Source organism: Thermodesulforhabdus norvegica (assembly GCF_900114975.1).
GTDB lineage: Bacteria > Desulfobacterota > Syntrophobacteria > Syntrophobacterales > Thermodesulforhabdaceae > Thermodesulforhabdus > Thermodesulforhabdus norvegica.
In genome coordinates, this window is record NZ_FOUU01000012.1 from 46,322 (window position 1) to 72,379 (window position 26,058).

Consider the following 26,058-nt stretch of genomic DNA (forward strand, 5'->3'; position numbering starts at 1 on the left):
GGTAAATAGTTATGAGAAGGCCTCTGGTCGTCCTGGTAAATCCCTGGGTTACGGACTTCGCTCTTTACGATCTTTGGTCAAAACCCCTTGGTTTGCTTTTTCTGGCGTCTTTGCTCAGAGAAAGTGGAATTGATGTTGCCTTTATTGATTGTCTTGAACGCCTGAAGCCGGATGTGGTGAACTCCTATGACGGCTTCGTGCCTTCAAAGGAAGGATTTTACGGGACGGGTAAATTCCCCAAGAAGGTAATCGAAACCCCTGAGGCATACGGGGACTTTCCGAGAAGGTACTTCCGGTATGGCATACCCGACGAGATATTTCTGAAGAGGGCATCTCAAATTCCGAGGGTGCCAGATCTGATCTGGGTTTCCTGTGTAATGACCTACTGGTATCCCGGTGTCCGAATGACCGTCGAGAAACTTCGGGAACTATGGCCCGGCGTGCCCGTCTGGCTTGGTGGAATATATGCAAGGCTTTGTCCGGACCACGCCTCTGCCAACTCGGGAGCCGATTTCGTTTTCTGCTCCTCACCGGAAGATATCCCCGATTTTTTGGAGGCGAAATTCGACATAGCACTGAAAAATAGAGAACTGTGGAAGGCCTTCTCCGGCTATCCCCCGCCGGCATGGGACCTCTTACCTGCCTCTCCTTACAGAGTCCTCTTGGTCGGAGTTGGTTGTCCTTATCGATGTACCTATTGTGCATCGTCAAATCTTTATCCCGTGCACTCCGTTCGTCCGCCTGAAGTGGTGCTGAATGAGATTTACGACGGACTGGAGCAGGGAATCGGCGATTTTGCCTTCTACGACGACGCACTCCTTATGACCTCCTGGGAAAGTCTAAAGGAGGTACTCAGGAGGGTGATAGATGAAGGTATTAAGGTTCGTTTTCACACTCCTAACGCACTCCACGTAAGAGCTCTGATTTCGGACAGAGATGGCAGAGATGGGGTGGTAAGGTTGCTCAGAGATGCCGGATTTACCACAATACGCCTGGGTTTTGAAACGTCTCGATTTCGGCATCAAAGAGATTGGGGAGGAAAAACGTACAGCGATGAGTTCAAGGTGGCCGTGAAAAGGCTTTTCGACCACGGCTGGACTACAGGAGAAATAGGGGCTTATATCCTGTGCGGAGTTCCGGGGCAGACCCCTGATGAAGTAAAAGCATCCATAGATTTTGTTGGCGAGCTGGGCGTTCTGCCTTTTATTTCCGAATATTCACCGGTGCCGGGAACGCCAATGTGGCAGGTTGCCTGCGAAACCAGCTCTTTCAACATTCGAGAAGAGCCTCTATATCACAACAATTCCTTTTTTGCCTGTCGAAGCGATTATTTTACCTATGAGGACATGATATTTCTGAAAAACTATGCCCGTAAGGTCCGTCGAGAACTTGTAAGTACCTTCAGGGCTTCGTCGTCGGAAAGAACTGCCTCGTCAGTCGCTGAGTTCCGCCCGTTTGAACTTCTCATACGCTCCAGAAGGGATGTGTAAGCCCTGTTCCACATTTCGGGTATGTGGGCAACATCGTGGGGATAAACGGCAGTACCCGCATAAAACCTCAGATATTGCTTCAAACGTTTGCCCAGTTCCAGGCTGGTCAGGAAATGTTCGGACTGCCTGGCGAAGGCAATGTGTCCGGCCACCTGATCGGGGTCGCTGAGAATTATGCCGATTCGATTCTCTCCAAGCACTCCTGCGGTCATTTCCGGGGCCAGTAGGTTGCTTCTTAGGGCCAATGCAATTTGCCTTGTCCAGTCCATGAGGAGCTCTGGAGTCGTTAAAGTGCAGAGCGTAAGATAGGGTTCCCACTGAATTATAACCAGAGCAAGGCTCGTATTTTGGCTTACCGCCTGCTGAAATTTTTGCTGGAGGGCCATCTGAAAGGCCCTGGAGTTGAGGAAGCCGGTGAGAGGATCATAGAGGGTCTTAAAATCGCACTCCCTTCTGAGCCGGTCTCTTTCTATTTCTCCGAGCAAAAGCCTGAAAGCACGTCTGACGCCGTATATGTGGTCCGAACCTATGTTATTGCCTTCTCTCTGAGACACGAAGGCCATAACCCATTCGCTATCGTGAGTTTTCTCGTAGAATCCATAAAAATAACCGTCCCGACCGAGAGCTTCTCCGGGATTTATCACGCTGATCTCCCTGCCGTGAAGGGAAGGGTGAAACACAATCACAGGTTGGCGCTTTTCAAAGGTATGTTCTATCAGTGTCCCGGAAAAGCTAATGCGCTTCCTGAGGAAGGATTCTGCGGAAGATGTAACCCCCTCCAGGGCTATTTCGCCTGCCGGAGATTTTCTCGACACCAGAAATCCGTAATCGGCCTTTATGAACCTTGACGTTCTGTCCAGAATATCCTGTAGTGAATCCTGCGAAGTATTGTCAAAACTGTCCAGAGAGTGGTCGATGGCGTAAAAGAACGTCAACAACTCGGCATAGTCGTCCCGTTGCACACGAGCTTCCAGATTTTTTAAAGCATCGGAGATGAGCGCTACACCGTGTTGCATCCACATGAGTTCTTTTCGTGAAAAGGACCATTTGTGCTTGGTGTCAACATAGAGCACGCCGTTCCACTTACTTACGGGAAACATACAAAAAGCTTTTATCAGGTTTTCTTCTTCAGAGTAAAAAGGCATAACAGAGTGTATGGGTTTGTTCTCAAGCTTGTCGCAATGGGTCATCTGTTGCACCGTTATTATCTGGGCAAGCAATCCGCTTTTTTCAAAGGGAACGATTTTTTCCGCCTGAAAGTGTTTGCTCAGAGAGTGATGACACAGACATGACATCCTGGAACGAGACCGATTACAGTGAATCAATGCTACTGTATAAGCTTCGACCACGTCTGCGATAAGTCGTATAATGTTTTCACACTCCGGTACGGAAACCTGCATCGTACCGCTCCTTTCGTAGCCAGCGTACCAAGAAAGCCTTGAGCTTAATTGCTGAGCCTTATTTTTATGACTATAATAAAAAACACACTATAATCCAGAATGTCAACATAACTATTAAAAATGGGGTAAAAAATCGCCATGGGGAAAATTCGCATTCTTCCCGATGTGTTATGTAATAAGATAGCCGCAGGCGAAGTGATAGAAAGGCCGGCTGCCGTTGTCAAGGAGCTTGTTGAGAACAGCATTGATGCCGGGGCGGATAACATAACCGTGATTATCGAAGGCGGCGGTAAGAAGCTCGTGGAGGTTACGGACAACGGGGAAGGAATGGACAGAGAGGATGCTCTGCTGGCCTTGGAAAGACACGCAACCAGCAAAATCAGCTCCCCGGACGACCTTTACAGAATAGGGACTCTGGGGTTTCGTGGTGAGGCGCTTGCGAGTATAGCTGCGGTCAGTCGTTTAAGGATGGTCACTCGTTCCAGAGGAGAAGAACTCGGTACCGAGGTTTTTGTGGAAGGCGGCACCATCCGGGAAGTAAACGATACGGGATGCCCCGTGGGCTGCAGGGTTACCGTCAGAGACCTTTTTTTTAACCTTCCTGCCAGGAAGAGATTTCTCAAGGCGGAGACCACGGAACGGTATCACATCGTCGATTTTCTACAGAGAATTGCCCTGGCGTACCCGGGAATCCATTTCCGCCTTTGTCAGGGATCAAAAATTGTGTTCGACTATCCAAAGACCGGCGATCTGTCCAGACGGGTAGGTCAGGTGCTGGGATGGGACATTGCAGAAAAACTGGTGTACTTCTCGGGTGAAAGAGATGGCTACAGGTTTCAGGGTTTTATAAGCCCTCCGGAGCTGACATTTCCTTCCTGGAAGCACCTTTACCTTTTCGTTAACGGTCGATCGGTTAGAGATTCCACGTTAAGCAGGATTATCCGGGACGGCTTTTCCGGCTACATACCCGCCGATGAATATCCCGCGGCCGTCATATTTCTGGAAGTTCCTGCCGAACTCGTGGACGTGAATGTGCATCCCACGAAAAGAGAAGTCCGGTTCAGAGAACCTTCCCGCATTAACGGACTCCTTGGCGATGAGATCAGATCGGCATTATCCAGAATCGATCTGGCCCGCCGCTCCCTTCCCGGAAAAAAATTTACCAGTTCTTCTGTTTACTGCGCGGAACAATCGTTAAATACCCTTTTAAAACCGAGGGAAGTGGAGAGGGACCTTAAATTAGAAGAAAGAATTACCCGGTGGACCGATAATCCGGACTTCTTTGCTCGTCTTCAGTACCTGTGTCAGATCGATGGAACCTATCTGGCCTGCCGCGATGAGAAAGGCATTGTGATAATCGACGTTCATGCCGCTCACGAGAGAATTCTCTACAACAGGTTGTCCAGGACCTCCTTTCCTCTAATGTCTCAAAGGCTCGTCAGGCCCATACTGGTTGAGCTTTCGGCAGAAGAGACGGAACGGCTGGAAGACAGATGTGAAACCCTGAAGGTTCTGGGCTACGATGTGGATAAACTGGATATGTCGGCAGCCATGATCAGATCCGTCCCTGCAATTTTGCCGCCCTGTCGCCACGATGCCGTCGTTAAAGACCTCATAAAGACCCTTGATCACGGGTTGGGAATAAGTGAACTTGTTGACCTTTTCGTTAAGACCGTGGCATGCCATAATGCCATTCGCGGGGCGGCATATCTTCGGGAGGAAGAAATTAAATGGCTCCTCACAGAGATGGACAGAGAGATGGAAGTGCTTACCTGCCCTCACGGTCGGCCGACCTGGATCAGACTGACCAGACAGGAAGTCGATCGCCTCTTTAAAAGAACCTGATTTCATGAAGATAAAAACCTTGAAAGAAGAACGAAACAAACCCCTCATCATAATATTTGCGGGTCCGACGGCGGTGGGTAAAACCGCACTTACCCTGCGCCTTGCCCGGGAATACGGCCTGGAAATTGTCAATGCCGACTCCATGCAGGTTTACAGATTCATGGACATTGGGACGGCAAAACCGTCAAAAATGGAAAGACTGATAGTCCCCCACCATCTATTGGATGTGGTTGACCCCGATGAGCATTTCGATGCCGGTATCTTTCGGGAGCTCGCCGACGGAGTCATTCGAGAGATCTGGAGTCGAGGAGGGGTGCCACTGGTGGTGGGAGGTACGGGCCTGTACTTAAGAGTTCTCACAAGGGGAATATGTAAGGGGATCCCGGGCAATCCGGAGGTTCAGAAGAGATTGAAGATGGAGTGTGAAAAGGTCGGAATTGGCGTGATGTACAGAAGGTTGCAGGATGTGGATCCTGATACGGCCTGTAGGGTTCACCCAAACGACAGGCAACGGATTCTAAGAGCCCTCGAAGTGTTTGAAACCACGGGTCTTCCCATATCGGTCTTTCAAAAAAAGCATCGCTTCTCGGAGTCCCCTTACAGAGCCCTGAAAATCTTTCTGTTTCGGGACAGGCATGAACTTTACGGGCGGATCGACCGGCGAGTTCTCGACATGATAAAAAATGGATTGGTCGATGAGGTGGAAAGGCTTCTGGAGATGGGATATGGCCCTGATCTGAAACCCATGCAGGCTATAGGCTATCGCCAGATGGTTGAATATCTCCGCGGGGAGAAGGGTCTTGAGGAAGCCGTAAGGGAAATACAGAAGGAAACCAGGCATTATGCCAAACGCCAGTTCACATGGTTCCGGAAAGAACCGGGTTATGAGTGGGTTCATGCCGATGATGTTGACACACTGAGGCATAAAATCGATAGTGTTTTTGAAGAGGAGTTTTTTTCGGAATAAGCGTTGAGGAGACGGGAATGGAAGGGCGGTCCGGTTCGGTAAAGAGGCGAACGAAAGAAACCGAAGTTGAAGCTCTGGTGAACCTTGACGGTACCGGAAAGGTAGATGTTTCGACGGGGATCGGTTTCTTCGATCACATGCTTACCTTGATGGCAGTTCACGGGGCACTAGATCTTAAGATTCTTGCCCGGGGAGACCTGCATGTAGATTGTCACCACACCGTGGAGGATGTGGGTCTGTGTCTCGGTGAAGCTCTGGATATGGCTCTGGGAAACCGGGAACAAATCCGTCGCTACGGGTACGCCTGCATACCCATGGACGAGGCTCTGGCCGAGGTTTGCGTAGATCTGGTAAAGCGGCCCTATCTGGTTTACTCGAGGTGCTCTTCACTGGGTCACAGGGTGGGTGAAATGGAGACAGAGCTTATAGAAGAGTTTCTCCGGGCACTTTCTTCAAGCGGCCGCATAACCCTCCATGCCCACATACGCTACGGCTCAAATTCACACCACATGGTTGAAGCCCTCTTTAAAGCCCTGGGAAGGGCACTGTATGAAGCCACACGGCCTTCCACGATTTACCCCGGCACACCGTCATCGAAAGGAACAATGTGACACTTGAAGAAGTGATCGGCGGGGTTAAAGTTCATAATATTACTTTGACAGGCTCTTGTGAAAAAAAGTATATAGTGTTTCGTAATCGATCGTTTCAAGCACCTAAAGGGGGGAGGTTATGAATGTAAGGGCTTTTACTTCAAAGTGGAAAGGCCTTTGGGCTTACCTTCTTTCGTTTTCAGTTTTCCTTTCGGCTCATCCTGTTACCGCCTTTGCGGCCGCGCGAGTAGTTGAAGGAAATCAGGGAGGAAAACCCTGGTGGTTCTGGGTCATTGTGCTCTTCATTTTCTGCTTTATTCTCGGGATTATTGCCGTCCTTGCCGGAGTGGGAGGAGGAGTGTTGTACGTACCTCTGGTGAGCGGATTCTTTCCCTTCCATCTTGATTTTGTAAGAGGCTCGGGACTGCTTGTTGCTCTGGCAGGTGCCCTTGCCGCAGGTCCCGGACTGCTCCGAAGAAACCTTGCCAATTTGCGCCTTGCAATACCCGTTGCCTTAATAGCATCCACCTGCGCCATACTGGGTGCCTTCATCGGACTGGCACTGCCCAGAAACATAGTGCAGATTTGCCTTGGAGGAACCATCATCTTCATAGCGGTTCTACTCGCAACATCGAAAAACGTAGAACGACCAGAGGTGAAAAAACAGGATGCTATCGGTCTGGCCCTTGGTATGTCCGGTGCTTATTGGGAAGAGTCCACAAGAGAGGTCGTTGAATGGAAGACCCATAGAACCCTTGCCGGGTTGATCCTTTTCATAGTCATCGGGGTAATGGCCGGTATGTTCGGCCTCGGTGCGGGATGGGCTAACGTTCCGGTCCTCAATCTGCTTATGGGTGTTCCTTTAAAGGTCGCAGTGGGCACGAGCAAATTCCTGCTGTCCATTACGGACACATCGGCAGCATGGGTTTACCTCAACCAGGGATGCGTCATACCTCTGATGGCAATCCCTTCCATAGTAGGCCTGATGCTGGGTTCCTTTGTCGGAGTCAGGGTCCTCGCCGTGGCCAAGCCCAAGGTAATACGTTACATAGTCATAGTTGTCCTTCTCTTTGCTGGGATTAAAGCATTTTTGAAGGGCTTTGGTATTGGTTAAAACTCCTGTGAGAAGGGGGGATAAAACATGGAAGATTTGAAAGCGAAAGCCAAGGCAAGACCTGAGCAGATTCTTTATGCCGACCTTCTTTTCTACGGTTGCTGGCTCGGTATTGCCATTATGCTTGTTACTTATTTTATATATCTTACCGGAATTCTGGAACCCTATGTTCCTATGGACCGTATTAGTGAATACTGGTCCAACAACGTCCATCACTACGTGGAACAGGCCAAGATCCCTGTAGGCTGGGGATGGGTAAGATTGCTGAACAAAGGAGACTTCCTCAATTTTATCGGCATAGCCCTTCTTGCCTTGATGACCATAGTCGGATTTATCACCCTGATACCTGCCTACGTAAAACAGAAGGACTGGCCCTTCGTCATGATCGTAATTGCGGAAGTGATTGTTCTTTCGGTTGCGGCATCAGGGGTATTGGGCACAGGAGGCCATTAAAGGGGGAAACGATGATAAAGGTACTCGTAGGTGTGGATACAAGCCCGGAATCAAGGGTAGCCTTGAGATATGTCTGCCATCTCCTCGAGCACTGCGATGCTCAGGTAGAGGCCATATACGTAAAACCCGACGTTACCTTTTATCTACAGCATGATTTTGAAGTACCCTTTATCAAGAAGAAGAGCCTGGAGGAAAAGGTCGAGGAAGAGGCAGAAGAAGTCGAGAAGCAGATTTTGAATGTCTGTGAGGTGTGCCTTGCGGGTAAGGTTCCCTGTGAGCCAAAGATTGTCACTGGAGATGCCGCCGAGGAGATCTTGGCGGAGGCTCAGAGAGGAGACTACGATCTTATCGTATTGGGTTCACACGGACATTCGGCTCTCAGAGGGCTACTTCTCGGTAATGTGCACAATAAGATCCTGCATCACGCCAGACGCCCTGTTCTCATCGTGAGAGAAATGCGCAACATACATCGAGTTCTCGTTGCTTACAGGGGAACATCCTGCGATCAGAAAGCCCTTGAGTTCATAGCACCTATGCTTGAGCGAAAAAAGCCTCAGATCACCGTTTTTCACGTCAGGGAAAAGGCTTTGGGAGAGACGGAAGAGTTCGCCCAGAAGTGTGTTATGGAAGGTCGATCGAGTTTGGAAAAATTCGGTCATGCTCCGGTCACCAAGGTCGTGGAAGGCGATTTCGTAGATGAGACGATAAAGGAAATAATGAACGAAGACTACGATCTCGTGGTCCTGGGAGCTTATGGTCATAACAGGCCTAAGTATCTTCAGATCATAAGCGACGAGGCTTTGACTCTGGTGAAACGAACAATGCGCCCCGTCCTGGTCTTCAGGGACAAGGAAGAGCATCGTAAATGAGAAAGGGAGCCGCAGGATATCTACCTGCGGCTCTTTCGTTTTCAATACAGCTCGCTTTTGGCCATTTCGTCATCCGTTATCGGATAAGCAAAAAGCCGATAGGTCCATAGCTGATAGGCAATAACGATTGGCACGAAGATCAGAACGACGGTCAGCATGATTTTGAGGGTTAAAGGGCTTGAGGATGCGTTGAAGGCCGTGAGGCTGAACCTGGGATCGATGCTCGATGGAAGCAGGTTGGGATAGAGTCCGAGTATTCCGAAAAAGGTTGTGCCGATTATCATCACCGCCGAACATATCCAGGGTAGCCATCTCTTCGGTTTTCCAAGGTAGTATCGCGATGCTACAAGGCCGCCTACAACCGCGGCGGGAATAATGACCGCCGGAACGGAGTAGAAAATGGGATTCTCCAGGTAATTCCGATAAAGATCGGTCTTGAACCATGTGGCAATCAAAAAGGCCACAATTGACAGAACCAGAGGAACCCAGAGAGTCCTGGCCATCCGAAGGGTTCTTTCCCTTAGCTCACCTTCGTTCACTTTTGCCAGGAGCCATAAAAGTCCGTGATAGGAAAAGAGCAAACAGAAAAGAATCCCGCCCAGCAACCCGTAAGGATTGAGAAGGGTTAAAAGAGTTCCGTGAAAGCGGCCTTCTCCGTCAATAGGTATACCCTGAAATATGTTGGCAAAGGCCACTCCGAACAGAATTGCAGGAATCGCGCTTCCTATCCATGTGCCGAAGTCCCATATTTTCTTCCAGCCCCTGTCATGAGAGTGCTCCCGAAACTCAAGGCTTATGCCTCTTATGATGAGGGCAAACAGGATCATCATCAGGGGGGCGTAAAAGCTGCTGAACAGAACGGCATAGGCAGTGGGGAAGGCCGCAAAGGTAACTCCTCCGGCCGTTATGAGCCAAACTTCGTTACCGTTCCAGAAAGGCCCCATGGCGTGATAGACCGTCTTCTTATCCTTTTCGTTTCGGGCAATTACCGGATGAAGAGTTCCCAGCCCCAGGTCAAAGCCGTCAAGAACAAAGTAGACGGCCCAGATCAATCCCCAGAGAAGAAACCATATCGTGTTAAGCATTGTCGGACCCTCCTTAGTTTGATTCCGGAGCTTCGGGGCCTTTCCTGATAAAACGGATCATCAAATAGACGGCAACGGCCCCGAGAATCGTGTAAAGTGTAACGAGTCCAACGAAAGAAAGGATTACCTGCGTTCTATCTATCGGTGATACGGCATCGGCCGTTCTCATCAGTCCGTAAACAACCCAGGGTTGGCGACCTACCTCTGCAACCGTCCATCCAGCCTGAGCCGCAATGTAAGGAAGAGGGATCATCCACAGAAAGAGTTTTAAAAGTCCTGGGTGAAGCTCAATGGTTTTTCGCTTTAACCATCCGATGGCGGCAATAACGGGAAAGAGAAAACCAAGGGCGATCATTGTTCTGAAGGCAATAAAGGTTATGGTAACCGGTGGGCGCTCGTTTTTCGGAAAATCCTTCAGGCCTTTTACGGTTGCATCCGGAGAATGATAGGCCAGCATACTAAGAGCACCGGGGATAGCGCCAAATTCCACAAGGTTCCTTTCGTTTTTTTCATCGGGTACTATAAAAAGGTACTGGGGAGCGTGACTTTTGGTCTCCCAGAAGGACTCCATTGCGGCGAGCTTGGTGGGCTGATATCGGGCAACTTCTGCTCCGTGCATGTGCCCCTGAAGCACTTCCACGACGGAAAAAATAAGGGCCATGCTGATTCCCAGGGCAAAGGATTTCTTGAAAAGGTCAAGGTGCTGTTTTTTCAGCAGATAATAAGCGCTGACACCGGCCACAAAGAAACCCGTGAGTATATAAGAGGCCGCCAGAGTGTGGGCAATTTCGTGGAGAGCAAAGCTGTTGGTTATGAGGGACCAGAAATTTTCGAGCTCTGCCCTTGGACCTCTTATAACATAGCCTACAGGACGTTGCATCCAGGCATTTGCCGTAAGAATCCAGAAAGCAGAGATGTTGGATGCCGCTGCCACGAGCCACATGCTGATTGCGTGTGCTCTGGGAGAAAGTCGGTTCCAGCCGAAAGCCCAGACTGCTATGAATGTGGATTCCAGAAAGAAGGCCACCGAGGCTTCGATTGCAAGAAGAGATCCAAAGACATCACCCACGTACTTTGAGTATCTTGCCCAGTTGGTACCAAACTGAAATTCCAGAGTTATTCCGGTAACAACCCCTACGGCGAAATTTACCAGAAAGATCTTTCCCCAGAAGCGGGCCATTCTCCGATAGACTTCATCGCCCGTTCTGGCGTACCGGGTTTCCATCAACGCAATAAGGATGGACAAACCCAGTGTAAGCGGCACGAAGAGAAAGTGAAAATACGTTGCCGCCGCAAACTGAAGTCTTGATAGGAGCAACGTATCCATCATGCACCTCCGAGATTTACGAAGAAAGGCTTTCCTTTATTTTAGCCCCAAGTTTTTTACCGGCTTCAAAACAGTCTTTCAGTTCATCCTTGCCGGGAACATAATTTACCCTTAACGGATCCTGGACCAGCTCAAACTTCATATCCCGGAGATAATCGGCTATTATCCTGGCTGCTTCACCGCTCCAGCCGTAAGAGCCAAAGGCCAGGCCGAGCTTACCGGCAGGTTTCAGGCCTTTCAGGTAGGTCAAAAGATCGGCTACGGTTGGAAAAAGGCCGTTATTGAGGGTCGGGGATCCCACGGCAACGCCTTTCGCATCCAGTATTTCCGTTACCACATCACTGCGATGGCAGGCTTTAAGACTCATCAGCTTTACTTCAATCTCCTCTGCCATGAGACCTTCGGCTACGGCGTGGGCCATTTTTTCCGTACTCTTCCACATGGTGTCGTAGACCACCACCGCCTTGGCACGGGCAATCTGGCGACTCCATCGGTCGTAAGCCTCTATAATTCGACGGGGATTACTGCGCCATATCAAACCGTGATCCGGGGCGATCATATCGATGTCCAGGTTGAGGCTTTTCACTTTTTCAAGGAGCTTCTGCACGAGGGGAGAGTAAAGCAGTATGATGTTTGCGTAGTACTTTGCCGCATGGCGCATCAGCTCCTCACCGTCAACTTCGTCGTCAAAACGCTGGCTCGTTGCCCAGTGCTGACCGAAGGCGTCGCTCGAAATGAGGAGCCTGTCCTGAGGTATGTAGGTGAACATGCTGTCCGGCCAATGGAGCATACGGGTTTCCAGAAAGTGAAGTTCCTTTGAGCCTATTGAGATAACGTCGCCTGTTGAGACGACATGGTAGGGCCAGTCCGGGTTGTGATAATGGCGAAGGAGAGCTTTCCTGCCCATCTCGGAGCAGATAACCTTTTCCGGCTCAATGGCCGATACGACCTCCGGTACTCCACCCGAGTGGTCCATTTCTACGTGATTTACCACCAGGTATCGTATGTCTTTAGGGTTCACTATTTGAGAAACCCTTTCAAGCAACTCGCCTACGAAGGGTTTTTTTACGGTATCGACAAGGGTTATATCCCGATCAACGATGAGAAAGGCGTTGTAAGTGGTTCCCATGTAGGTTGAGTATCCGTGAAAATCCCTTATGTTCCAGTCTATTGCCCCAACCCAGTAGACTCCGGGTTTGATCTCGACGGCTTTCATCCTTTATCCCTCCGGGTGTTTAACAGGTTATTTTCTTGAACATCTTTTTTGAGGCTCCGCAAACCGGACACTTCCAGTCTTCGGGAAGTTCTTCAAAGGGCGTTCCCCTGGGTATTTTGCCCTTACGGTCGCCTTTTTCCGGGTCGTATATGTAGCCGCAGTTAGCAGTCTGGCACTGATAAAGAACCTTTTTCTCTGCCATTTGTGTCCCTCTTACAAAAACAAGGGGGGAGAGCTCATAACCCCAGGCTCTCCCCCGAATCGTTTATGTTTTGTTACCAGTTTTCTCCGTACAGCTCAAAGTATGCCATGGGATGGGCACAGGCAGGGCACTTATCAGGAGCCTCCGTACCTTCATGGACATACCCGCAATTGCGGCAACGCCACTTAACGGGTGTTTCTCTCTTGAAGACTCGTCCCGCCTCTATGTTGGCGGCCAGATCCTTGTAGCGTTTTTCATGGTAACGTTCTGCGACGGCAATGTTCCTGAAAACCGTTGCGATCTCATGAAAACCTTCCTCATCGGCAATTCTGGCGAAGGTGGGATACATTTCCGTTGTCTCGTAATGTTCGCCTGCTGCTGCGGCGTAAAGATTATCGAGAGTGCTTCCGATTACGCCGGCTGGGAAAGATGCTTCGATTTTTACCTCGCCTCCCTCGAGAAACTTGAAAAGGCGCTTGGCATGCTCTTTTTCCTGATTGGCCGTCTCTTCGAAAATTGCAGCAATCTGCTCGTAGCCTTCTTCTCTGGCCTTTGATGCGAAGTAAGTATATCGGTTTCTTGCCTGGGACTCACCGGCGAAAGCCGTTAGCAGATTCTGTTCAGTTCTGGTGCCTTTTAACGATTTTTCTGCCATTGCGATTCCTCCTTTTCCTGCAACTTTTGGAGCTTTTCTTTGCACTGCGGACACAACCCCCAGAATTCCAGGTTTACTTTGTAAACATCGAAATCTTCGCTTGATTTTATTCTGGATAGAATGTCAATATTTTCGTCTATCAGGACGTCACCTATTTTCCCGCAGTTCTGGCAGTGAACGTGCCAGTGCGGCGATGGGTTGCCGTCGTAGCGACGCTGATTACTTCCCCCGAGATCGAGTCTGCGGATGAAACCTTCCTGGGCTAAGATTTCAAGGTTTCTGTAAACGGTGGCGAGACTTATTCGAGGATGAGACCGCTTGAGCATCCTGTAGAGTTCGTCTGCTGTTGGATGGGTCTTGAGTTTTCTCATAGCATCGAGTATTGCTTTTCGTTGTCTGGTCATTCTCATGGTTTACTCCGTTTCATGATGAAATTAAGAACCGTTTGCATAAAGTCAAGCCCTCCCGGGTACAAAATGAATTCCACCTTTTTAAGGAAAACAAAATGGTAACGCAAAAGTCCATATTTTCCTGGATCTTTCGATACCTGCGGGGCCTTCAGGCCCTGCTTGTTCTATTGATCGTTGCTGCCACCTTCTTCAGAGTACTGCCCCTGGAAATGCAGAAAAGAATAGTAAACCTCGCGATAGGCATGCGTTCTGTAGACCTCCTGCTCCTTTACTGTGGGCTTTATCTGGCCGCGGTCGTGCTCGCCGGTATTCTGAAGTATGTAATAAACGTAATACAGGCCTACATAGGCGAGCGTATTACAACGGAGATAAGGCGACAGCTCTACGAACATATCATCTCCCTCCCGGTCCATTTCTTCCGAAAAGCCCCGCCCGGGCTTGTAATCTCGGCAGTCGTTGGCGAATTATCTGCCGTGGCCGAATTCCTCGGGTCGGCCATCGCAACCCCTCTGGTCAACCTGCTGACCCTTGCAGCCTTTGCGGGATACATGCTTTATTTGAATCCCCTCCTTGCTGTTGTCAGTTTTTCGGTATATCCACTTGAGCTTGTAATTATCCCGTTTCTGCAAAAGAAATACAACAAATTAAATAGACGTAGAATAGATATCACCCGAAGGCTCAGCAATACCCTGGACGAATCCGTTTCGGGAATTCACGAAATCCACGGAAACGGAAGCCATCTTCTGGAAATACAAAGGTTTACCAGTATTGCCGTTGAGCTGTTTAAAACTAGGTTCAGAATGAGCAGGGTTAAGCTTTTTATCAAGTTCACGAATAACTTTTTCCAGAGTCTGGGTCCTTTCGTTCTTTTTATTCTTGGGGGATACCTGAGTATAAAAGGGCGGCTTGACCTCGGAGCCCTGGTGGCCTTCCTTTCGGCCTATGAAAAGCTGTACGACCCCTGGAAAGAGCTAATGCAGTATTACCAGACCTATCAGGATGCGACGGTGCGCTACAAAAGGGTTATGAGTTACTTTAACGTGAAGTCTCCCTTCATAATTGAAGGTGACGGGCAGGTGATCGTTCCGCTCCTTAAGGGTGAAGTGGAAGCCCATGACGTGGCCTTTTATGTGGACGGCCATCCACTCCTTGACGGCATCTCCTTTGATGCTAAACCCGGCAGTCAGATTGCTCTGGTGGGATTTTCCGGCAGCGGCAAAAGCACCCTGGTCATGGTTCTGGCTCAACTCTACGAATATCACAGTGGTCAGGTTAAGTTAGACGGCCGGGAATTGAAAGATATTCCCAAGTCGGACCTCAGTCGTTTTCTGGGCTACGTTGCCCAGTTTCCTTTTATCTTCGATGGCACCATAAGGGATAACCTTCTCTATGCCTGCAGGGCGCTGGAGTCTCACAATAGAGGTGATTCGCCGGTGGTGAAACCATCGGACGATGAGGTTTACGAAATCATTCGGGATGTGGGCCTTGAGGATGATATTATAGGTTTTGGACTGAATTCTCGTCTCCGATTTCCCGAAGACGAGCATCTGGTGCCGGAAATTATTAGACTCCGTAGGCTCTTTCACGAAGAGTGCCACGATGGGGCTTCCGTTCTGGTGGAGAGGTTTGATGCCGATACCTACCTGGAGTACTGTTCACTTGCTACCAACCTTGTCTTTGGAGCACCTAAAGACGGCAGGCCTGCCGAAGAGGTTCTTCTGGAGTTAGAGGATGCCCCTGAGGTTCTTGATAATCTGGGGTTGTTTATCCCGCTGACTCTTCTTGGGCTGCACCTTGCCAGAGAAACCCTGGAGGTGCTTCGTGACATTGAAGAGGATTCCTTCTTTTTCCGTTCAACGCCTGTGAACCCGGAAGAGGTCGAATACTTTAAGTCACTCGTTGCATCTAATAAGGATCCCGACAGGATGAGAATGTCCGAAAAGCTGGCCTGTATCCGTCTTGCTCTGAGGTTTACTCAGCGCTTCCACACCATGTTAAAACTCCCTTTACCTTTTATGTCCTACGTTGTGCGCTGTCGAAGGCCTTTTAGACGATTCATAGAGGAGCGTTATCCCGATCTTTTCGAATTTATAGAAGAGGATGCCTACATAACTTCCTATCCCATATTTCGAAACATAATTTTCGGTACCGTCCGCTCCGAGTACTCTCATGCAGAAGGTGAGGTCAACGGTGCCGTATTGTCGGTTATTAAGAAAGCCCGTATGGAAGGGGCACTGCTTCAAAAGGGCCTTGATTTTGAAGTCGGGGCAAAGGGAGATCGTCTTTCCGGCGGTCAGAAACAGAAACTGGCCATAGCTCGAGTCTTACTGAAAAAACCCAAAATTCTCATTCTGGACGAAGCCACCGCCAGCCTTGATAACGCTTCGCAGCAACGGATTCACTCGCTTATAGAAAGAAAATTTCGAGGTCGTGCGACCATATTTTCGGTACTACACCGGTTGGAGCTCGTTAAGAATTACGATATGATTTGTGTTATGAAGGCCGGAAAGATAATAGAACAGGGAAGTTACGATGAGTTGATGCAGAAAAAAGGGGTTCTTTATGAACTCGTTAGCGGATTTTGAAAGCTTGCTTCATAGGGCTTCGTGTCAGTGTGAGCTTAATGAATACATGAAAATCCTTCGCAATGTGGATGCCTTTTCCGTCGTTCCCATCGATAAGCTTAAGGTTATGGCCTATCTTAGCCAGAAGGTCACCTTCCCACAGGGCACATTTCTTTTCAAACAGAGAGATCCCGATGCTCGTGGATATATTCTGGTCTCCGGCAGGGTCCAGCTGTACAGGCACTACAAAGATAAGTCTTACCTCCTCGAAGAACTCAAGGAAGGTGAGTTTTTCGGGGGGCTGGCGCTTTTGTCAGATATCAGACGGCTCTTTTCCGCCCGGGCCGCCGTTGATACGGTATGCCTTACCCTGGAACGAGATGCCTTTCGAAGGTTTATCGTACAGTTTCCGGAAGTTGCAATAAAGGTTCTGGACATTATGATAAGAAGGATTGTAGCAATGGAGGAAAGACTTCTGGAAATGCAGGTGCTGGAGTGTCGCTATGTCTGAAGGCAGAGTTGTTAGCCCGGAGGAAGTGAAAGAAGAAGATCGAAAGATCAGAAGGCTTCAGTGGCTGGTTCGCTTTGCCCTGGCCTATATTGCCCAGGCCAACATCACCCTGGAGGAGTGTCAGAGAACCGTTGCAGGCGTGAAAAGATACGCCATGGAGTTGTTTCCGGGAAAAGAGGAAACCTTTGATTTGATTTATCTTCCGAGGTTCAGGCGCGTTATCGCGGAAAAATTTCGGCTGGATTGAGGCAAAATGAAGAACTCGGCCCACAGATTGAAAAACCTTGCTCTTTATCTGGCCTCCAGATACGGCCTTCCGGAGTTTTACTCAAAATTTTCTCATCATCATGCCAAGGCAAGACATTTGTATTTCAACGATCCTCTTGTGCAAATGGTGCGGGAGCACATCGAACCGGAGCTTGAATCAATAGACTGCCTGGGGCATGGCATATCCCACAGCCGAAAGGTGGGTTGGGATTGTGCTACCCTTCTGTCTGTTGAGCTGACGGGTATCTCCATGCCTCAGGAGAAAATAAATCGTATGATGATCCTCGGCCTTCTTGCGGGCCTTTTCCACGACATATGCCGCCTTGAAGAAAATCATGCCGAACGGGGGGCTCAGAGGGCTGCTGAAGAACTCAGATCCTTTCCCCTATCGAACGAAGAGATTTCGGCCATCTGCCGTGCAATAAGAAACCATGAGGCCTTTATCAGGCCTGTACCCTGTATTGATCCCGCTTCCCAGCTCCTCAGTGACTGTCTGTACGATGCGGACAAATTCCGCTGGGGTTGTGACACCTTTACTCACACACTCTGGTGTATTGTAGAATACAGAAATATGAGCATTGAGGAGCTAGTAGATCGTTTTCCCTGGGGAATTCAGGGAATTGAGCGTATTCGCCAGACCTTCAGGACCACAACCGGAAAGTCCTTTGGCCCTGAAATCATCGATCAGGGGCTCGAATTGGGACGGCAAATCTACCGCTACCTTTTGGACGAAGTGGGAGGCGAAAAATGAACGACACCCTGACGGCCGTGTTGGGCCTTAAGGTCGGTCACGCTCACGTAGAGGGATTTCTCTCAGGGTGCACCGTGATACTCACCCCTCCCGAAGGTTGTCCTGCCGGCGTAGACATCCGGGGAGGTGCTCCCGGCACATACGGGACCGATTCTCTGGCTCCTGTGAATCTCGTGGAAAGGGTTCACGGGATATTCCTGAGCGGGGGGAGCGCCTTTGGCCTTGCCGTAGGAGATGGAGTCAGAAGGTTTCTAAAGGAAAACAATGTCGGCTTTGAGACCGGTTACGAGAAGGTGCCTATAGTCTGTGGAGCAATAATCTTTGACCTCGGTATAAACAAAGGCGGCAAAAAGCCCGATTCGGACCTCGGCTATGAAGCCTGCAGATGTGCCAGCTCCGAACCGGTCTTATGCGGAAACGTTGGAGCCGGTGCAGGAGCCACCGTGGGGAAACTCTTCGGGCTTGAAAGGGCCATGAAAGGAGGACTTGGAAGTTATTGCATCACCACTCCCTACGGGTTGAAGGTCGCAGCCCTCATGGTTGTAAATGCTTTCGGAGACATATGGGATCCCCGGGAAGGACGACTGCTTGCAGGATGTCGCAAGAGCCCCGACAGCAGAGAGCTTGCCGATGCCCGTGAATGCATCAGAGGCTTAAAAGTGTTGCGGGGCTTTCCTGATGGTAATAATACGGTCATAGGCGTGGTGGCAACGAATGCCGAAATGAACAAAACTCAACTGACCAAGGTTGCCCAGATGGCTCACGATGGCATAGCCCGAACCGTTGTTCCGGCTCATACTCAATACGACGGTGATACGATATTTGCCATTAGCTGTGGAGACCTGAAGGGTGTTGAGACTTCTGTGGTTGGACACCTGGCGGCCGATGCGGTATCCGAAGCCATAGTAAGAGCCGTCAGGAGTGCCGTTGGAGTAAAAGGGATTCCCGCCTGGAAGGAGATTCAGGCATAGATTGACAGAGTCGTCTGGCCGTCCGAGGAACCGGAAAACCGATAACCGGTGTAGGCATCCTGAGCCTTTCTTGAAAGAAGCTCCTGCCTTGCCTGCTGAATTTCCATATCAGCCCTTGCCGCAATGAGCCTGTCCTGCGCCGAAGGTTGAGCCGGGGCGAGGGCTGCCCGTTTTATGACCTGCATCTTTTCGATGGTGGCCTCGGGGTCGTTTGGAACGGGGCTAACATCAAGAGATACCTCCCCGCCTACGGCATACAGCTTTCCGTCAGGCCCTCTTTCATATTCAAAACGAGCAGCTCCGCGAACGTATCGACCCCCTGCCGCTATGTGAGCCTGCTCATGAGTCCTGACCTCACGGTCACGCTGCTTCAACTTCTGAATTTTTTTGATTTCTTCTTCCGAGAGGCCCTGAACGCTTTTGTTACGGAACGGTGCGGCCTGAGACTGATCCACAGGATAGCTTTCTTGTGTTCTGTTCACGGCCTGAATCATATTCCGCTCCGTAGAACTGACAGAGCAATCCACAAATAATAATACTTAACCGACGGGGACTCATCAAGTACCAATGCCCCCCGGTGATAATTTCCACCCCTCCGATTGGATTCACAGGGTTTGACGAAGACTTAATAAACCGGCGGTACTCGTCCCAAAAGGTGCATGTTAGCTAAGGCGAATACATGCGTTGACCCTCGGGAACCCACCATTCCAGAGGGTTCAGCCCCATCGGATAGACGTAAACGTCCTGAAATCTTTTGTGCACGGCTACCAGGGCTTTCATCGTGAAAAGAAAGGTATAAGGCTGCTCTTCGTGCAGGATCTCGTGGAATCGGTGATAAAGCCTTCGGCGTCTTTCTGGGTCAAACTCTCTTCGGGCTTTTTCTATGATAAGGTCGGCTTCATCGTTACGAAAGCCCACAAAGTTGGAGCCCTGTTCGGCCTGAGAAGAGTGCCAGACCTGGTAGGGATCCGATTCCCATCCAAGACTCCACCCCAGAGTGCAGGCATCGAAATCTCGAGACTGAATCTTCTGTATGAAGACCGCCCACTCCAGCCGCCTTATGTGCATCTCAATACCGACCTCTTTCAGGCTTTCCTGCATTATTGTTGCCAGTTGCTCTGCGAACCTTGACCCCGCCGATATAAGAAACTCGAAGGAAAAGGGGATTCCATTTTTGTCTCTTATTCCGTCTCCGTCGTGGTCCGTCCATCCTGCCTCTTCGAGAAGTTTCACCGCCTTTTGAGGATCGTAGGGGTACGGGTGGATGTCTTTATTGTAGTCGGGGCTGTTGACGTAAAAGGGGCCCGTGACGATCGTTCCCAATCCGAAAAGAAGCTTTTCCAGTATGGTTTTTCGATCTATTAGCATCGTCATGGCCTGTCGGACGCGTTTGTCTTCAAACCAGGGTTTTCTGAGGTTCCATCCGATATAGCTGTATTGAGGTAGATAGTAGCTCAATTTCCGATAGTTTCTGTTGAAGCGCTTTCCTCTTGTCTGGAAAAGCCACTGTATTGGTTGAAGCCCCATTAGATCAAGACCCTGCTGTTTCAAAACCTGTAAGGCTACCGTGGAATCCGTTATTACCTTGAACACAATTTTTCTGAGATAGGGTCTGGTACCCCAGTACTCTTCGTTACGGGTCAGGACAATTTCCTTACCGGTTTCCCACTTTTCAAACCTGTAGGGACCGGTCCCGATAGGTCGCCTTCCGATCGGATGACTGTTGAAGTCGCCGGCTTCCCTGAAGACATGGGCCGGCACAATGGGTATTCCTCCGCAAAATTCTAGAGCGCGAAAATAAGGTTTTTTATATTGGAAACGGACGGTGTAATCGTCTATAGCATCAACCCTGGCAATGTCCTGGTAATAGTTTCTAAGGTGGGCTGCGTCCACGGTAGGATCCATTATGCGTTCATAACTGAACAACACATCGCGGGCAGTGAAGGGATGACCGTCATGCCATCTAACATCTTTTCTGAGAAAAAATGTGTATGTCAGATGATCTTCTGAAACTTCCCACCTTTCGGCAAGTACCGGAACCAGTTTCATCGTTTTTTCGTCACGTTTAAGAAGAGACTCGTAGATGTATTCGTTTATTCTCGATGCATAAACATCCGTTGCGGTTATGGGATTTAAAGTGGACGGTTCGGCGCCGAGATGAACAACCAGCCAGTCCCCCTCCCTTTCTTCCCACAAAGCCCCCGAAGCTCCCAGTGAGGTCGTGGAGAGAACAAAAAGTAACGCCGCGTTAAGGCAGGTCCTGCTCAGGTTGCTTTTTTCTTTTCTTTTCCTCCGGTACCGAGAAAAGATCTGGACAAGCACCAGGAATACGACAAATAATGCCCCCAGAACCAGGGTTATTGCGTTTAAGTATTCTTCAATCCACTTTCCGATGGGCGCTCCGAAGAAATAAAAAAGTAATCCGATTAGAAAGAACCTTGCTCCCCGACCGACCGTTGACGCCAGTACAAACCTGGGGATGTTCAATACGAAAGCCCCCGCGCTGATCGTAAAAACTTTGTAGGGGATGGGAGTAAAAGCTGCAAGACCCACTGCCCAGACGTCATACCTGTTGTAGGCTCCTTCAACCTTGTCTATCCTGGGTCTGGAGACCAGTTTAATAAGAAGCGGCCGACCTCCAAAACGCCCTATGGCGTAGCCGGCCATACCGCCCAGAACCGAACCGACTGTGCACAGGCAGGAGAAGAAAAGGGCTTTTTCAGGGCGTGCCATTCCCATCGTTATCAGCAGAACATCGGGTGGGATTGGGAAAAAGGACGATTCGGCAAAGGCCACCAGGAACAAAACATATTCCGCATAAGGAGTGGCCGACCAGGAGATTACCCACTGCCAGATTTCATGGATGAACGGGATCATTACAGCCCTCGCCTTACATAAGCAGAAGTCCCGCAAAACCCAGAGCCCAGCAGTACCAGGCAAAATGGTGAAGATTTCCCTTTTTTACCAGCATGAGCAGTAATAGAAGCGCCCCATAACCGCTCAGGAATGCAACCGAGGATCCCAGCAGTAGCGGAGTTGCCGATGCGGTAACATCACTCGCACCTAAAACCTGAAGGACAAAAGCGCCCGTGGCGGCGGGTATGAGAAGCAAAAAAGAAAACTTTCCGGCGTCTTCCCGATTACATCCGGAAAGCAGAGCCACGGCAATGGTAGCACCCGACCGCGAAATACCCGGTGCAAGTGCACAGGCCTGAGCAATCCCGACGATCAAAGCCTTCTGCCAGGTCACCGAGGGAATTTCTTTTGAAGTGTCATGGGAGCGTACCGTTCCACGGGCCCCGGCGTATCTTGTAAGCCACAACAGTGTGCCCGTTATAATAAGGCTTAAACAAACAAGCTTGGGACTGGAAAAAAGCTCTTCAATCTCCGTCTGAAAGGTGAGTCCGGTGAAAACAGCAGGTAGTGTTCCCAGAAAAATTTTCCATGCGGCCGTTCCGAAAAGGAGCCTGCAGTCCGATGGAGTGCGCAGTGTTCTGGACAAGGCATTTAAAAACTCTTTCAGGACTTTAACCACCTCGTGCCTGAAAACAATAACCACGGCAAAAAGCGTTGCTACATGAAGGGCTGCATCGAACAGGAGATCCGGCTCCTTTATTCCAAAAAGATGTTGCCCCAGAACCAGGTGTCCGGAACTGCTTATGGGAAGGAACTCGGTAAGTCCCTGAATGAGGCCCAGAGCAACGGATGTAACGGCATCCATGTGACGTTCTCCCTTACATGTGAGCGTTCCTGGGGAGGAGAAAGAAAAGGGTGCCCTGATGTTTCATCTTCCCCGCAAGGTTTCCGGCTTCACTTCCCGTCCCGAAAAAAAGGTCAAGCCGGAATGGGCCTTTTATGGCACCACCCGTGTCCTGATGAAGCACCCATTTGTTGAAAGAAACGGCCGTTCCATTTCGTCTCGGGACTACGGTGGAAAGATAACTCAGAATTCCGGCAGGATAAAACCTTCTGTCACTTGCGACAGAGCGTTCCGGAGTAAGGACAACACCCAGGCTTCCCTGAGGACCTTCCTCGACCCATCGGAAAAAGACATAGCTTTCATTATGCCATAGAATTTCCCACATGATGTCCCGGTTCTGCAAAAGGAAATCTCGAATGGCCTGCATGGACATACCTTCTTCGGGAATGTAACCTTTTTCGATCATGTATTTGCCGATGCTTCTGTAGGGTCGTCCGTTGCTTGCCGCATAACCCACCCTCCGGCTTGAGCCGTCGGGAAAGGCCACAACTCCGGATCCCTGGATATGAAGAAAAAAGAGTTCAACGGGATCTCTGGCCCAGAAGAGCGGGGTAAGCTTCCGCAACGCCCCCTCATCTATTTCTTTTCTCGTAAAATACGGAACAAGCTTCCCATTGAAAGCCCGACCGAATAGTACCGGACGGTTCGAACAGGTAATGCCGAATTCGGGTAGATTTACGCGTAGCAGATCATCGGGCTGGGGATAGACGGGAAATCTGTAAGTCTCATCTTTTTTATACGATCCTTCAATTATGGGTTCATAATAACCCGTGATGAGCATTCTTCCACAGAACTCTTCTTCCCGGCTACAGTAAGTATAAAGATCGAAAACCCTTAAAATATTTTCCGTCCCAATGTCCCCTTCCCGGAGCATTTCGAGAAAAGAGGTAAGGGCCCTTTTGTACGATCCCGCGCTGAATTCCAGTCCCGCTATTTCCATAATACGCCCTTCGGGCAACCGACTGTAATACTCTATGCTCCTGGTGATCGCCAGTTCCAGGCTTTCACGCGATCCGTTGTCGGTAAAAGAGAGCTTTCTGACCAATGTGTGGGGCACTTTTACCGGTAAGAAGGAAACCCTTTTTTCGGGAGGGAGAACTTCGGGTCTTCTGATGCAACCCGAAGTTCCCAGAACCCATATCAGAGGTGCGATAATAATCAAGAGCAGGCGAATTGCCATGGGACGGAAAGCCGTTCAGGTACCCAGTTCCCAGGATGAGAGATATTTAACCTGTTCTTCCGTAAGAGAATCTATACGGATATTCATCGAAGACAGTTTTATCATTGCTATATTTTCGTCAATCTCCTTTGGGACAGGGTGAACGGATTTGGACAGCGAAGACCCCTTTTTTACCAGATATTCTACCGAAAGAGCCTGATTTGCAAAGCTCATATCCATGACGCTTGAAGGATGGCCCTCGGCTGCTGCGAGATTGACAAGGCGGCCTTCGGCAAGAACGTAGATTCTCCTTCCGTCAGACAGGGTGAATTCTTCTACGAAAGGTCTGATGGTCCTGCGGGATTTAGCAATGGACGCCAGAGATTCGAGATCGAGCTCAACGTTAAAATGCCCTGAGTTGGAAACAATAGCTCCGTCCTTCATAACCTCAAAGTGTTCTTTTCGGATTACGCTGGTGTTTCCCGTCAGGGTACAGAAGAAGTCGCCCACCCTGGCCGCTTCCATAATGGGCATGACCTCAAAGCCGTCCATTACCGCTTCAAGGGCTCTTATGGGGTTGACCTCCGTAACGATTACCCTGGCACCCATTCCCCGGGCCCTCATAGCAACGCCACGACCGCACCATCCGTATCCACAAACGACGAAGACACTTCCGGCAATTAGCCTGTTCGTGGCCCTGATAATCCCGTCTATGGTACTCTGACCTGTACCGTATCGGTTATCGAAAAGATGCTTCGTGTCTGCATCATTGACGGCGATGATGGGATAGGCCAGAACCCCTTTTTCGGCCATGCTTCTGAGCCGGATTACACCGGTTGTGGTTTCCTCCGTGCCGCCTATGATTCCCGAGAGCAGGTCTTTCTTGTCCGTGTGGACTGTTGTAACGAGGTCGGCCCCGTCGTCCATCGTTATGTGAGGTTCATGGGCAAGGGCCTGATGGATGTGGCGGTAATAGGTATCCCGGTCTTCTCCTTTAATGGCAAAAACAGGGATGTCGTCGTGAACTACAAGAGATGCGGCCACATCGTCCTGAGTGCTCAGGGGATTGGAAGCACAGAGGCGGACTTCGGCACCGCCTGCCTTAAGGGTCTGCATAAGATAAGCGGTTTCGGTCGTGACATGAAGACAGGCCGATATCTTAAGGCCCTTAAGGGGTTTTTCCGTCGCGAACCTTTCCTTAATGGTTTTGAGAACTCGCATGGATTGAGCGGCCCATTCGATCCGTAACTTACCCTGCTCCGCAAGCGCTGGATCTTTGATGTGATAATCCATTCTACCTCCTTTCGTTTTTCTTTAACCGTTACAGACCTGCTTTTTCTTTAAGTATGTCGACCATGTCTGTTTTTTCCCATGTGAAGTCTGGGTCGTTTCTTCCGAAGTGGCCGTAGCATGCGGTTTTTTTGTAGATGGGTCTCAGGAGTTTGAGGTGGTTTATCATGTTTGCGGGTTTGAAGCTGAAGACTTCTTTTACTATTTCGGCTATTCGGTCGTCGGGTTTTATTGTGCCTGTACCGAAGGTATCGACCATGAGGCTGACGGGTTCTGCGACGCCAATACTGTAGGCGACCTGGATTTCGACTTTTTTTGCGAGGCCTGCGGCGACTATGTTTTTGGCGACGTATCTTGCCATGTAGGAGGCGCTTCTATCGACTTTTGTGGGGTCTTTTCCTGAGAAGCAGCCTCCGCCGTGGCTTCCCTGTCCTCCGTAGGTGTCGCAGATTATTTTTCGGCCTGTGAGGCCGGTGTCTGCCATGGGTCCGCCGATTACGAAGCGGCCTGTGGAGTTTATGAAGAATTTGGTTTTGCTGTCTATTAGGTGTTCTGGGATGACCTTTTTTATTACCTCTTCGATGATTCCTTCTTTGATGGTGGAGTAGGAGACGTTTGGGGTGTGCTGGGCGGCGACGACGATGGCTTCGATTCTGATGGGTCTTCCGTTTTCGTATTCCACGGTGACCTGGCTTTTACCGTCGGGGCGCAGGAAGTCGAGGACGCCGTTTTTTCTTACTTCGGCGAGTTTTTTTGTGATTCTGTGGGCGTAATATATGGGCATGGGCATGAATACGGGTGTTTCATCGCAGGCGAATCCGAACATCAGTCCCTGATCTCCGGCTCCCATTTCTTCGAAGAGTCCTTCTCCTGGGTTTACTCCAATGGCGATGTCTGGAGATTGTTTATCTATGCTGGTTATGACGGCGCAGGTTTCCCAGTCGAAGCCCATGTTGGAGTCGTTGTAGCCTATTTCTTTTATGGTCTGGCGGGCGATTTCGGGGATGTCCACCCAGGTGGAAGTTGTTATTTCGCCGGCTACGAAGACGAGGCCCGTTGTGACGAGGGTCTCACAGGCCACCCGGCAGTTCTTGTCCTCCTTCATAATGGCATCAAGTATGGCATCGGATATCTGATCCGCTACCTTGTCAGGATGACCTTC

At 49.9% G+C, this 26,058-nt stretch carries 24 protein-coding genes and 1 pseudogene; 12 read left to right on the forward strand and 13 right to left on the reverse strand.

Annotated features, from left to right (window positions below; genetic code table 11):
• The first annotated feature begins 11 nt into the window (after window positions 1–11).
• A complete protein-coding gene (locus BM091_RS14520; protein WP_093396266.1) occupies window positions 12–1,490 on the forward strand; it encodes a B12-binding domain-containing radical SAM protein in 1,479 nt (492 codons plus the stop codon).
• A gap of 44 nt (window positions 1,491–1,534) precedes the next feature.
• Here BM091_RS14520 and BM091_RS12640 read toward each other — a convergent pair.
• Window positions 1,535–2,890 (reverse strand): annotated as a pseudogene (locus tag BM091_RS12640) (nucleotidyl cyclase domain-containing protein); the annotation flags it as partial.
• 138 nt (window positions 2,891–3,028) lie between these two features.
• On the opposite strand from BM091_RS12640, the gene mutL reads away from it, so the two are divergent.
• From mutL to BM091_RS12670, 6 genes are all read left to right on the forward strand, one after another.
• Window positions 3,029–4,735, forward strand: coding sequence for a DNA mismatch repair endonuclease MutL (gene mutL, locus BM091_RS12645; RefSeq protein ID WP_093396271.1), 1,707 nt, complete (start codon window positions 3,029–3,031; stop codon window positions 4,733–4,735).
• Between the two features lie 4 nt (window positions 4,736–4,739).
• Window positions 4,740–5,702 carry a tRNA (adenosine(37)-N6)-dimethylallyltransferase MiaA gene (gene miaA, locus BM091_RS12650; RefSeq protein ID WP_093396273.1) on the forward strand — a complete coding sequence of 321 codons (963 nt, stop codon included), beginning with the start codon at window positions 4,740–4,742 and terminating at the stop codon, window positions 5,700–5,702.
• A 17-nt stretch (window positions 5,703–5,719) separates the two neighbouring features.
• Window positions 5,720–6,313, forward strand: coding sequence for an imidazoleglycerol-phosphate dehydratase HisB (gene hisB, locus BM091_RS12655; protein WP_093396274.1), 594 nt, complete (start codon window positions 5,720–5,722; stop codon window positions 6,311–6,313).
• Between the two features lie 118 nt (window positions 6,314–6,431).
• Window positions 6,432–7,406 (forward strand): sulfite exporter TauE/SafE family protein, encoded by a 975-nt coding sequence (locus tag BM091_RS12660; protein WP_093396276.1) that lies wholly within the window; start codon window positions 6,432–6,434, stop codon window positions 7,404–7,406.
• Between the two features lie 27 nt (window positions 7,407–7,433).
• Complete coding sequence (locus tag BM091_RS12665) at window positions 7,434–7,859, forward strand: DUF1634 domain-containing protein (protein WP_093396278.1); 426 nt, start codon at window positions 7,434–7,436, stop codon at window positions 7,857–7,859.
• Window positions 7,860–7,870: 11 nt separating this feature from the next.
• Window positions 7,871–8,728 carry a universal stress protein gene (locus BM091_RS12670; protein ID WP_093396280.1) on the forward strand — a complete coding sequence of 286 codons (858 nt, stop codon included), beginning with the start codon at window positions 7,871–7,873 and terminating at the stop codon, window positions 8,726–8,728.
• A 41-nt stretch (window positions 8,729–8,769) separates the two neighbouring features.
• Here the strand turns inward: BM091_RS12670 and cydB are convergent, their stop codons facing one another.
• The 6 genes from cydB to BM091_RS12700 all read right to left on the reverse strand — a co-directional run bounded on the left by cydB (window position 8,770) and on the right by BM091_RS12700 (window position 13,623).
• Window positions 8,770–9,813 carry a cytochrome d ubiquinol oxidase subunit II gene (gene cydB / locus BM091_RS12675; protein WP_093396281.1) on the reverse strand — a complete coding sequence of 348 codons (1,044 nt, stop codon included), beginning with the start codon at window positions 9,811–9,813 and terminating at the stop codon, window positions 8,770–8,772.
• Between the two features lie 13 nt (window positions 9,814–9,826).
• On the reverse strand, window positions 9,827–11,140 hold the full coding sequence (locus tag BM091_RS12680) for a cytochrome ubiquinol oxidase subunit I (RefSeq protein WP_093396283.1): 1,314 nt from the start codon (window positions 11,138–11,140) through the stop codon (window positions 9,827–9,829).
• A 16-nt stretch (window positions 11,141–11,156) separates the two neighbouring features.
• Window positions 11,157–12,356, reverse strand: coding sequence for an FprA family A-type flavoprotein (locus BM091_RS12685; protein WP_093396285.1), 1,200 nt, complete (start codon window positions 12,354–12,356; stop codon window positions 11,157–11,159).
• Between the two features lie 19 nt (window positions 12,357–12,375).
• Complete coding sequence (locus BM091_RS12690) at window positions 12,376–12,558, reverse strand: rubredoxin (RefSeq protein ID WP_093396287.1); 183 nt, start codon at window positions 12,556–12,558, stop codon at window positions 12,376–12,378.
• Window positions 12,559–12,631: 73 nt separating this feature from the next.
• Complete coding sequence (gene rbr / locus BM091_RS12695; RefSeq protein WP_093396288.1) at window positions 12,632–13,213, reverse strand: rubrerythrin; 582 nt, start codon at window positions 13,211–13,213, stop codon at window positions 12,632–12,634.
• Window positions 13,195–13,623 carry a Fur family transcriptional regulator gene (locus BM091_RS12700; protein WP_093396290.1) on the reverse strand — a complete coding sequence of 143 codons (429 nt, stop codon included), beginning with the start codon at window positions 13,621–13,623 and terminating at the stop codon, window positions 13,195–13,197. Before BM091_RS12700 ends, rbr begins: the two co-directional genes overlap by 19 nt.
• 95 nt (window positions 13,624–13,718) lie before the next feature.
• On the opposite strand from BM091_RS12700, the gene BM091_RS12705 reads away from it, so the two are divergent.
• Genes BM091_RS12705 through BM091_RS12725 form a run of 5 tightly spaced genes read left to right on the forward strand, consistent with a single transcriptional unit; the run spans window position 13,719 to window position 18,687 of the window.
• The gene (locus tag BM091_RS12705) at window positions 13,719–16,208 is read left to right on the forward strand and encodes an ABC transporter ATP-binding protein/permease (RefSeq protein WP_093396292.1); all 2,490 of its coding nucleotides are present in this window, start codon (window positions 13,719–13,721) and stop codon (window positions 16,206–16,208) included.
• Entirely contained in the window at window positions 16,186–16,698 is a 513-nt protein-coding gene (locus BM091_RS12710; RefSeq protein ID WP_093396294.1) for a Crp/Fnr family transcriptional regulator, read from the forward strand. Before BM091_RS12705 ends, BM091_RS12710 begins: the two co-directional genes overlap by 23 nt.
• The gene (locus tag BM091_RS12715; RefSeq protein WP_093396295.1) at window positions 16,691–16,945 is read left to right on the forward strand and encodes a hypothetical protein; all 255 of its coding nucleotides are present in this window, start codon (window positions 16,691–16,693) and stop codon (window positions 16,943–16,945) included. The genes BM091_RS12710 and BM091_RS12715 overlap by 8 nt, the downstream gene beginning before the upstream one ends.
• A 6-nt stretch (window positions 16,946–16,951) precedes the next feature.
• Window positions 16,952–17,716 carry an HD domain-containing protein gene (locus BM091_RS12720; RefSeq protein ID WP_093396297.1) on the forward strand — a complete coding sequence of 255 codons (765 nt, stop codon included), beginning with the start codon at window positions 16,952–16,954 and terminating at the stop codon, window positions 17,714–17,716.
• Complete coding sequence (locus BM091_RS12725) at window positions 17,713–18,687, forward strand: P1 family peptidase (protein ID WP_093396299.1); 975 nt, start codon at window positions 17,713–17,715, stop codon at window positions 18,685–18,687. The genes BM091_RS12720 and BM091_RS12725 overlap by 4 nt, the downstream gene beginning before the upstream one ends.
• Here BM091_RS12725 and BM091_RS12730 read toward each other — a convergent pair.
• The 6 genes from BM091_RS12730 to metK all read right to left on the reverse strand — a co-directional run.
• A complete protein-coding gene (locus BM091_RS12730) occupies window positions 18,678–19,181 on the reverse strand; it encodes a putative metalloprotease CJM1_0395 family protein (protein WP_093396300.1) in 504 nt (167 codons plus the stop codon). The genes BM091_RS12725 and BM091_RS12730 overlap by 10 nt on opposite strands.
• A 172-nt stretch (window positions 19,182–19,353) precedes the next feature.
• Window positions 19,354–21,564 carry an ABC transporter substrate-binding protein gene (locus tag BM091_RS12735; protein ID WP_093396302.1) on the reverse strand — a complete coding sequence of 737 codons (2,211 nt, stop codon included), beginning with the start codon at window positions 21,562–21,564 and terminating at the stop codon, window positions 19,354–19,356.
• Window positions 21,565–21,577: 13 nt separating this feature from the next.
• Window positions 21,578–22,408 carry an undecaprenyl-diphosphate phosphatase gene (locus BM091_RS12740; RefSeq protein WP_093396303.1) on the reverse strand — a complete coding sequence of 277 codons (831 nt, stop codon included), beginning with the start codon at window positions 22,406–22,408 and terminating at the stop codon, window positions 21,578–21,580.
• Between the two features lie 13 nt (window positions 22,409–22,421).
• Window positions 22,422–23,627 carry a murein transglycosylase A gene (mltA, locus tag BM091_RS12745; RefSeq protein ID WP_093396305.1) on the reverse strand — a complete coding sequence of 402 codons (1,206 nt, stop codon included), beginning with the start codon at window positions 23,625–23,627 and terminating at the stop codon, window positions 22,422–22,424.
• Between the two features lie 15 nt (window positions 23,628–23,642).
• Entirely contained in the window at window positions 23,643–24,899 is a 1,257-nt protein-coding gene (gene ahcY / locus BM091_RS12750) for an adenosylhomocysteinase (protein WP_093396306.1), read from the reverse strand.
• 28 nt (window positions 24,900–24,927) lie between these two features.
• The coding region (gene metK, locus BM091_RS12755; protein ID WP_093396308.1) for a methionine adenosyltransferase at window positions 24,928–26,058 on the reverse strand (1,131 nt) is incomplete at its 5' end.

Coding starts and splice junctions, on each gene's coding strand:
- mutL (WP_093396271.1), top strand. CDS start 3,029: ATGGGGAAAATTCGCATTCTTCCCGATGTGTTATGTAATAAGATAGCC.
- ahcY (WP_093396306.1), bottom strand. CDS start 24,899: ATGGATTATCACATCAAAGATCCAGCGCTTGCGGAGCAGGGTAAGTTA.
- BM091_RS12725 (WP_093396299.1), top strand. CDS start 17,713: ATGAACGACACCCTGACGGCCGTGTTGGGCCTTAAGGTCGGTCACGCT.
- BM091_RS12690 (WP_093396287.1), bottom strand. CDS start 12,558: ATGGCAGAGAAAAAGGTTCTTTATCAGTGCCAGACTGCTAACTGCGGC.
- mltA (WP_093396305.1), bottom strand. CDS start 23,627: ATGGCAATTCGCCTGCTCTTGATTATTATCGCACCTCTGATATGGGTT.
- hisB (WP_093396274.1), top strand. CDS start 5,720: ATGGAAGGGCGGTCCGGTTCGGTAAAGAGGCGAACGAAAGAAACCGAA.
- BM091_RS12740 (WP_093396303.1), bottom strand. CDS start 22,408: ATGGATGCCGTTACATCCGTTGCTCTGGGCCTCATTCAGGGACTTACC.
- BM091_RS12680 (WP_093396283.1), bottom strand. CDS start 11,140: ATGGATACGTTGCTCCTATCAAGACTTCAGTTTGCGGCGGCAACGTAT.
- BM091_RS12700 (WP_093396290.1), bottom strand. CDS start 13,623: ATGAGAATGACCAGACAACGAAAAGCAATACTCGATGCTATGAGAAAA.
- BM091_RS14520 (WP_093396266.1), top strand. CDS start 12: ATGAGAAGGCCTCTGGTCGTCCTGGTAAATCCCTGGGTTACGGACTTC.
- BM091_RS12715 (WP_093396295.1), top strand. CDS start 16,691: ATGTCTGAAGGCAGAGTTGTTAGCCCGGAGGAAGTGAAAGAAGAAGAT.
- BM091_RS12735 (WP_093396302.1), bottom strand. CDS start 21,564: ATGATCCCGTTCATCCATGAAATCTGGCAGTGGGTAATCTCCTGGTCG.
- BM091_RS12670 (WP_093396280.1), top strand. CDS start 7,871: ATGATAAAGGTACTCGTAGGTGTGGATACAAGCCCGGAATCAAGGGTA.
- cydB (WP_093396281.1), bottom strand. CDS start 9,813: ATGCTTAACACGATATGGTTTCTTCTCTGGGGATTGATCTGGGCCGTC.
- rbr (WP_093396288.1), bottom strand. CDS start 13,213: ATGGCAGAAAAATCGTTAAAAGGCACCAGAACTGAACAGAATCTGCTA.
- BM091_RS12685 (WP_093396285.1), bottom strand. CDS start 12,356: ATGAAAGCCGTCGAGATCAAACCCGGAGTCTACTGGGTTGGGGCAATA.
- BM091_RS12710 (WP_093396294.1), top strand. CDS start 16,186: ATGAACTCGTTAGCGGATTTTGAAAGCTTGCTTCATAGGGCTTCGTGT.
- BM091_RS12730 (WP_093396300.1), bottom strand. CDS start 19,181: ATGATTCAGGCCGTGAACAGAACACAAGAAAGCTATCCTGTGGATCAG.
- BM091_RS12720 (WP_093396297.1), top strand. CDS start 16,952: ATGAAGAACTCGGCCCACAGATTGAAAAACCTTGCTCTTTATCTGGCC.
- BM091_RS12665 (WP_093396278.1), top strand. CDS start 7,434: ATGGAAGATTTGAAAGCGAAAGCCAAGGCAAGACCTGAGCAGATTCTT.
- BM091_RS12705 (WP_093396292.1), top strand. CDS start 13,719: ATGGTAACGCAAAAGTCCATATTTTCCTGGATCTTTCGATACCTGCGG.
- miaA (WP_093396273.1), top strand. CDS start 4,740: ATGAAGATAAAAACCTTGAAAGAAGAACGAAACAAACCCCTCATCATA.
- BM091_RS12660 (WP_093396276.1), top strand. CDS start 6,432: ATGAATGTAAGGGCTTTTACTTCAAAGTGGAAAGGCCTTTGGGCTTAC.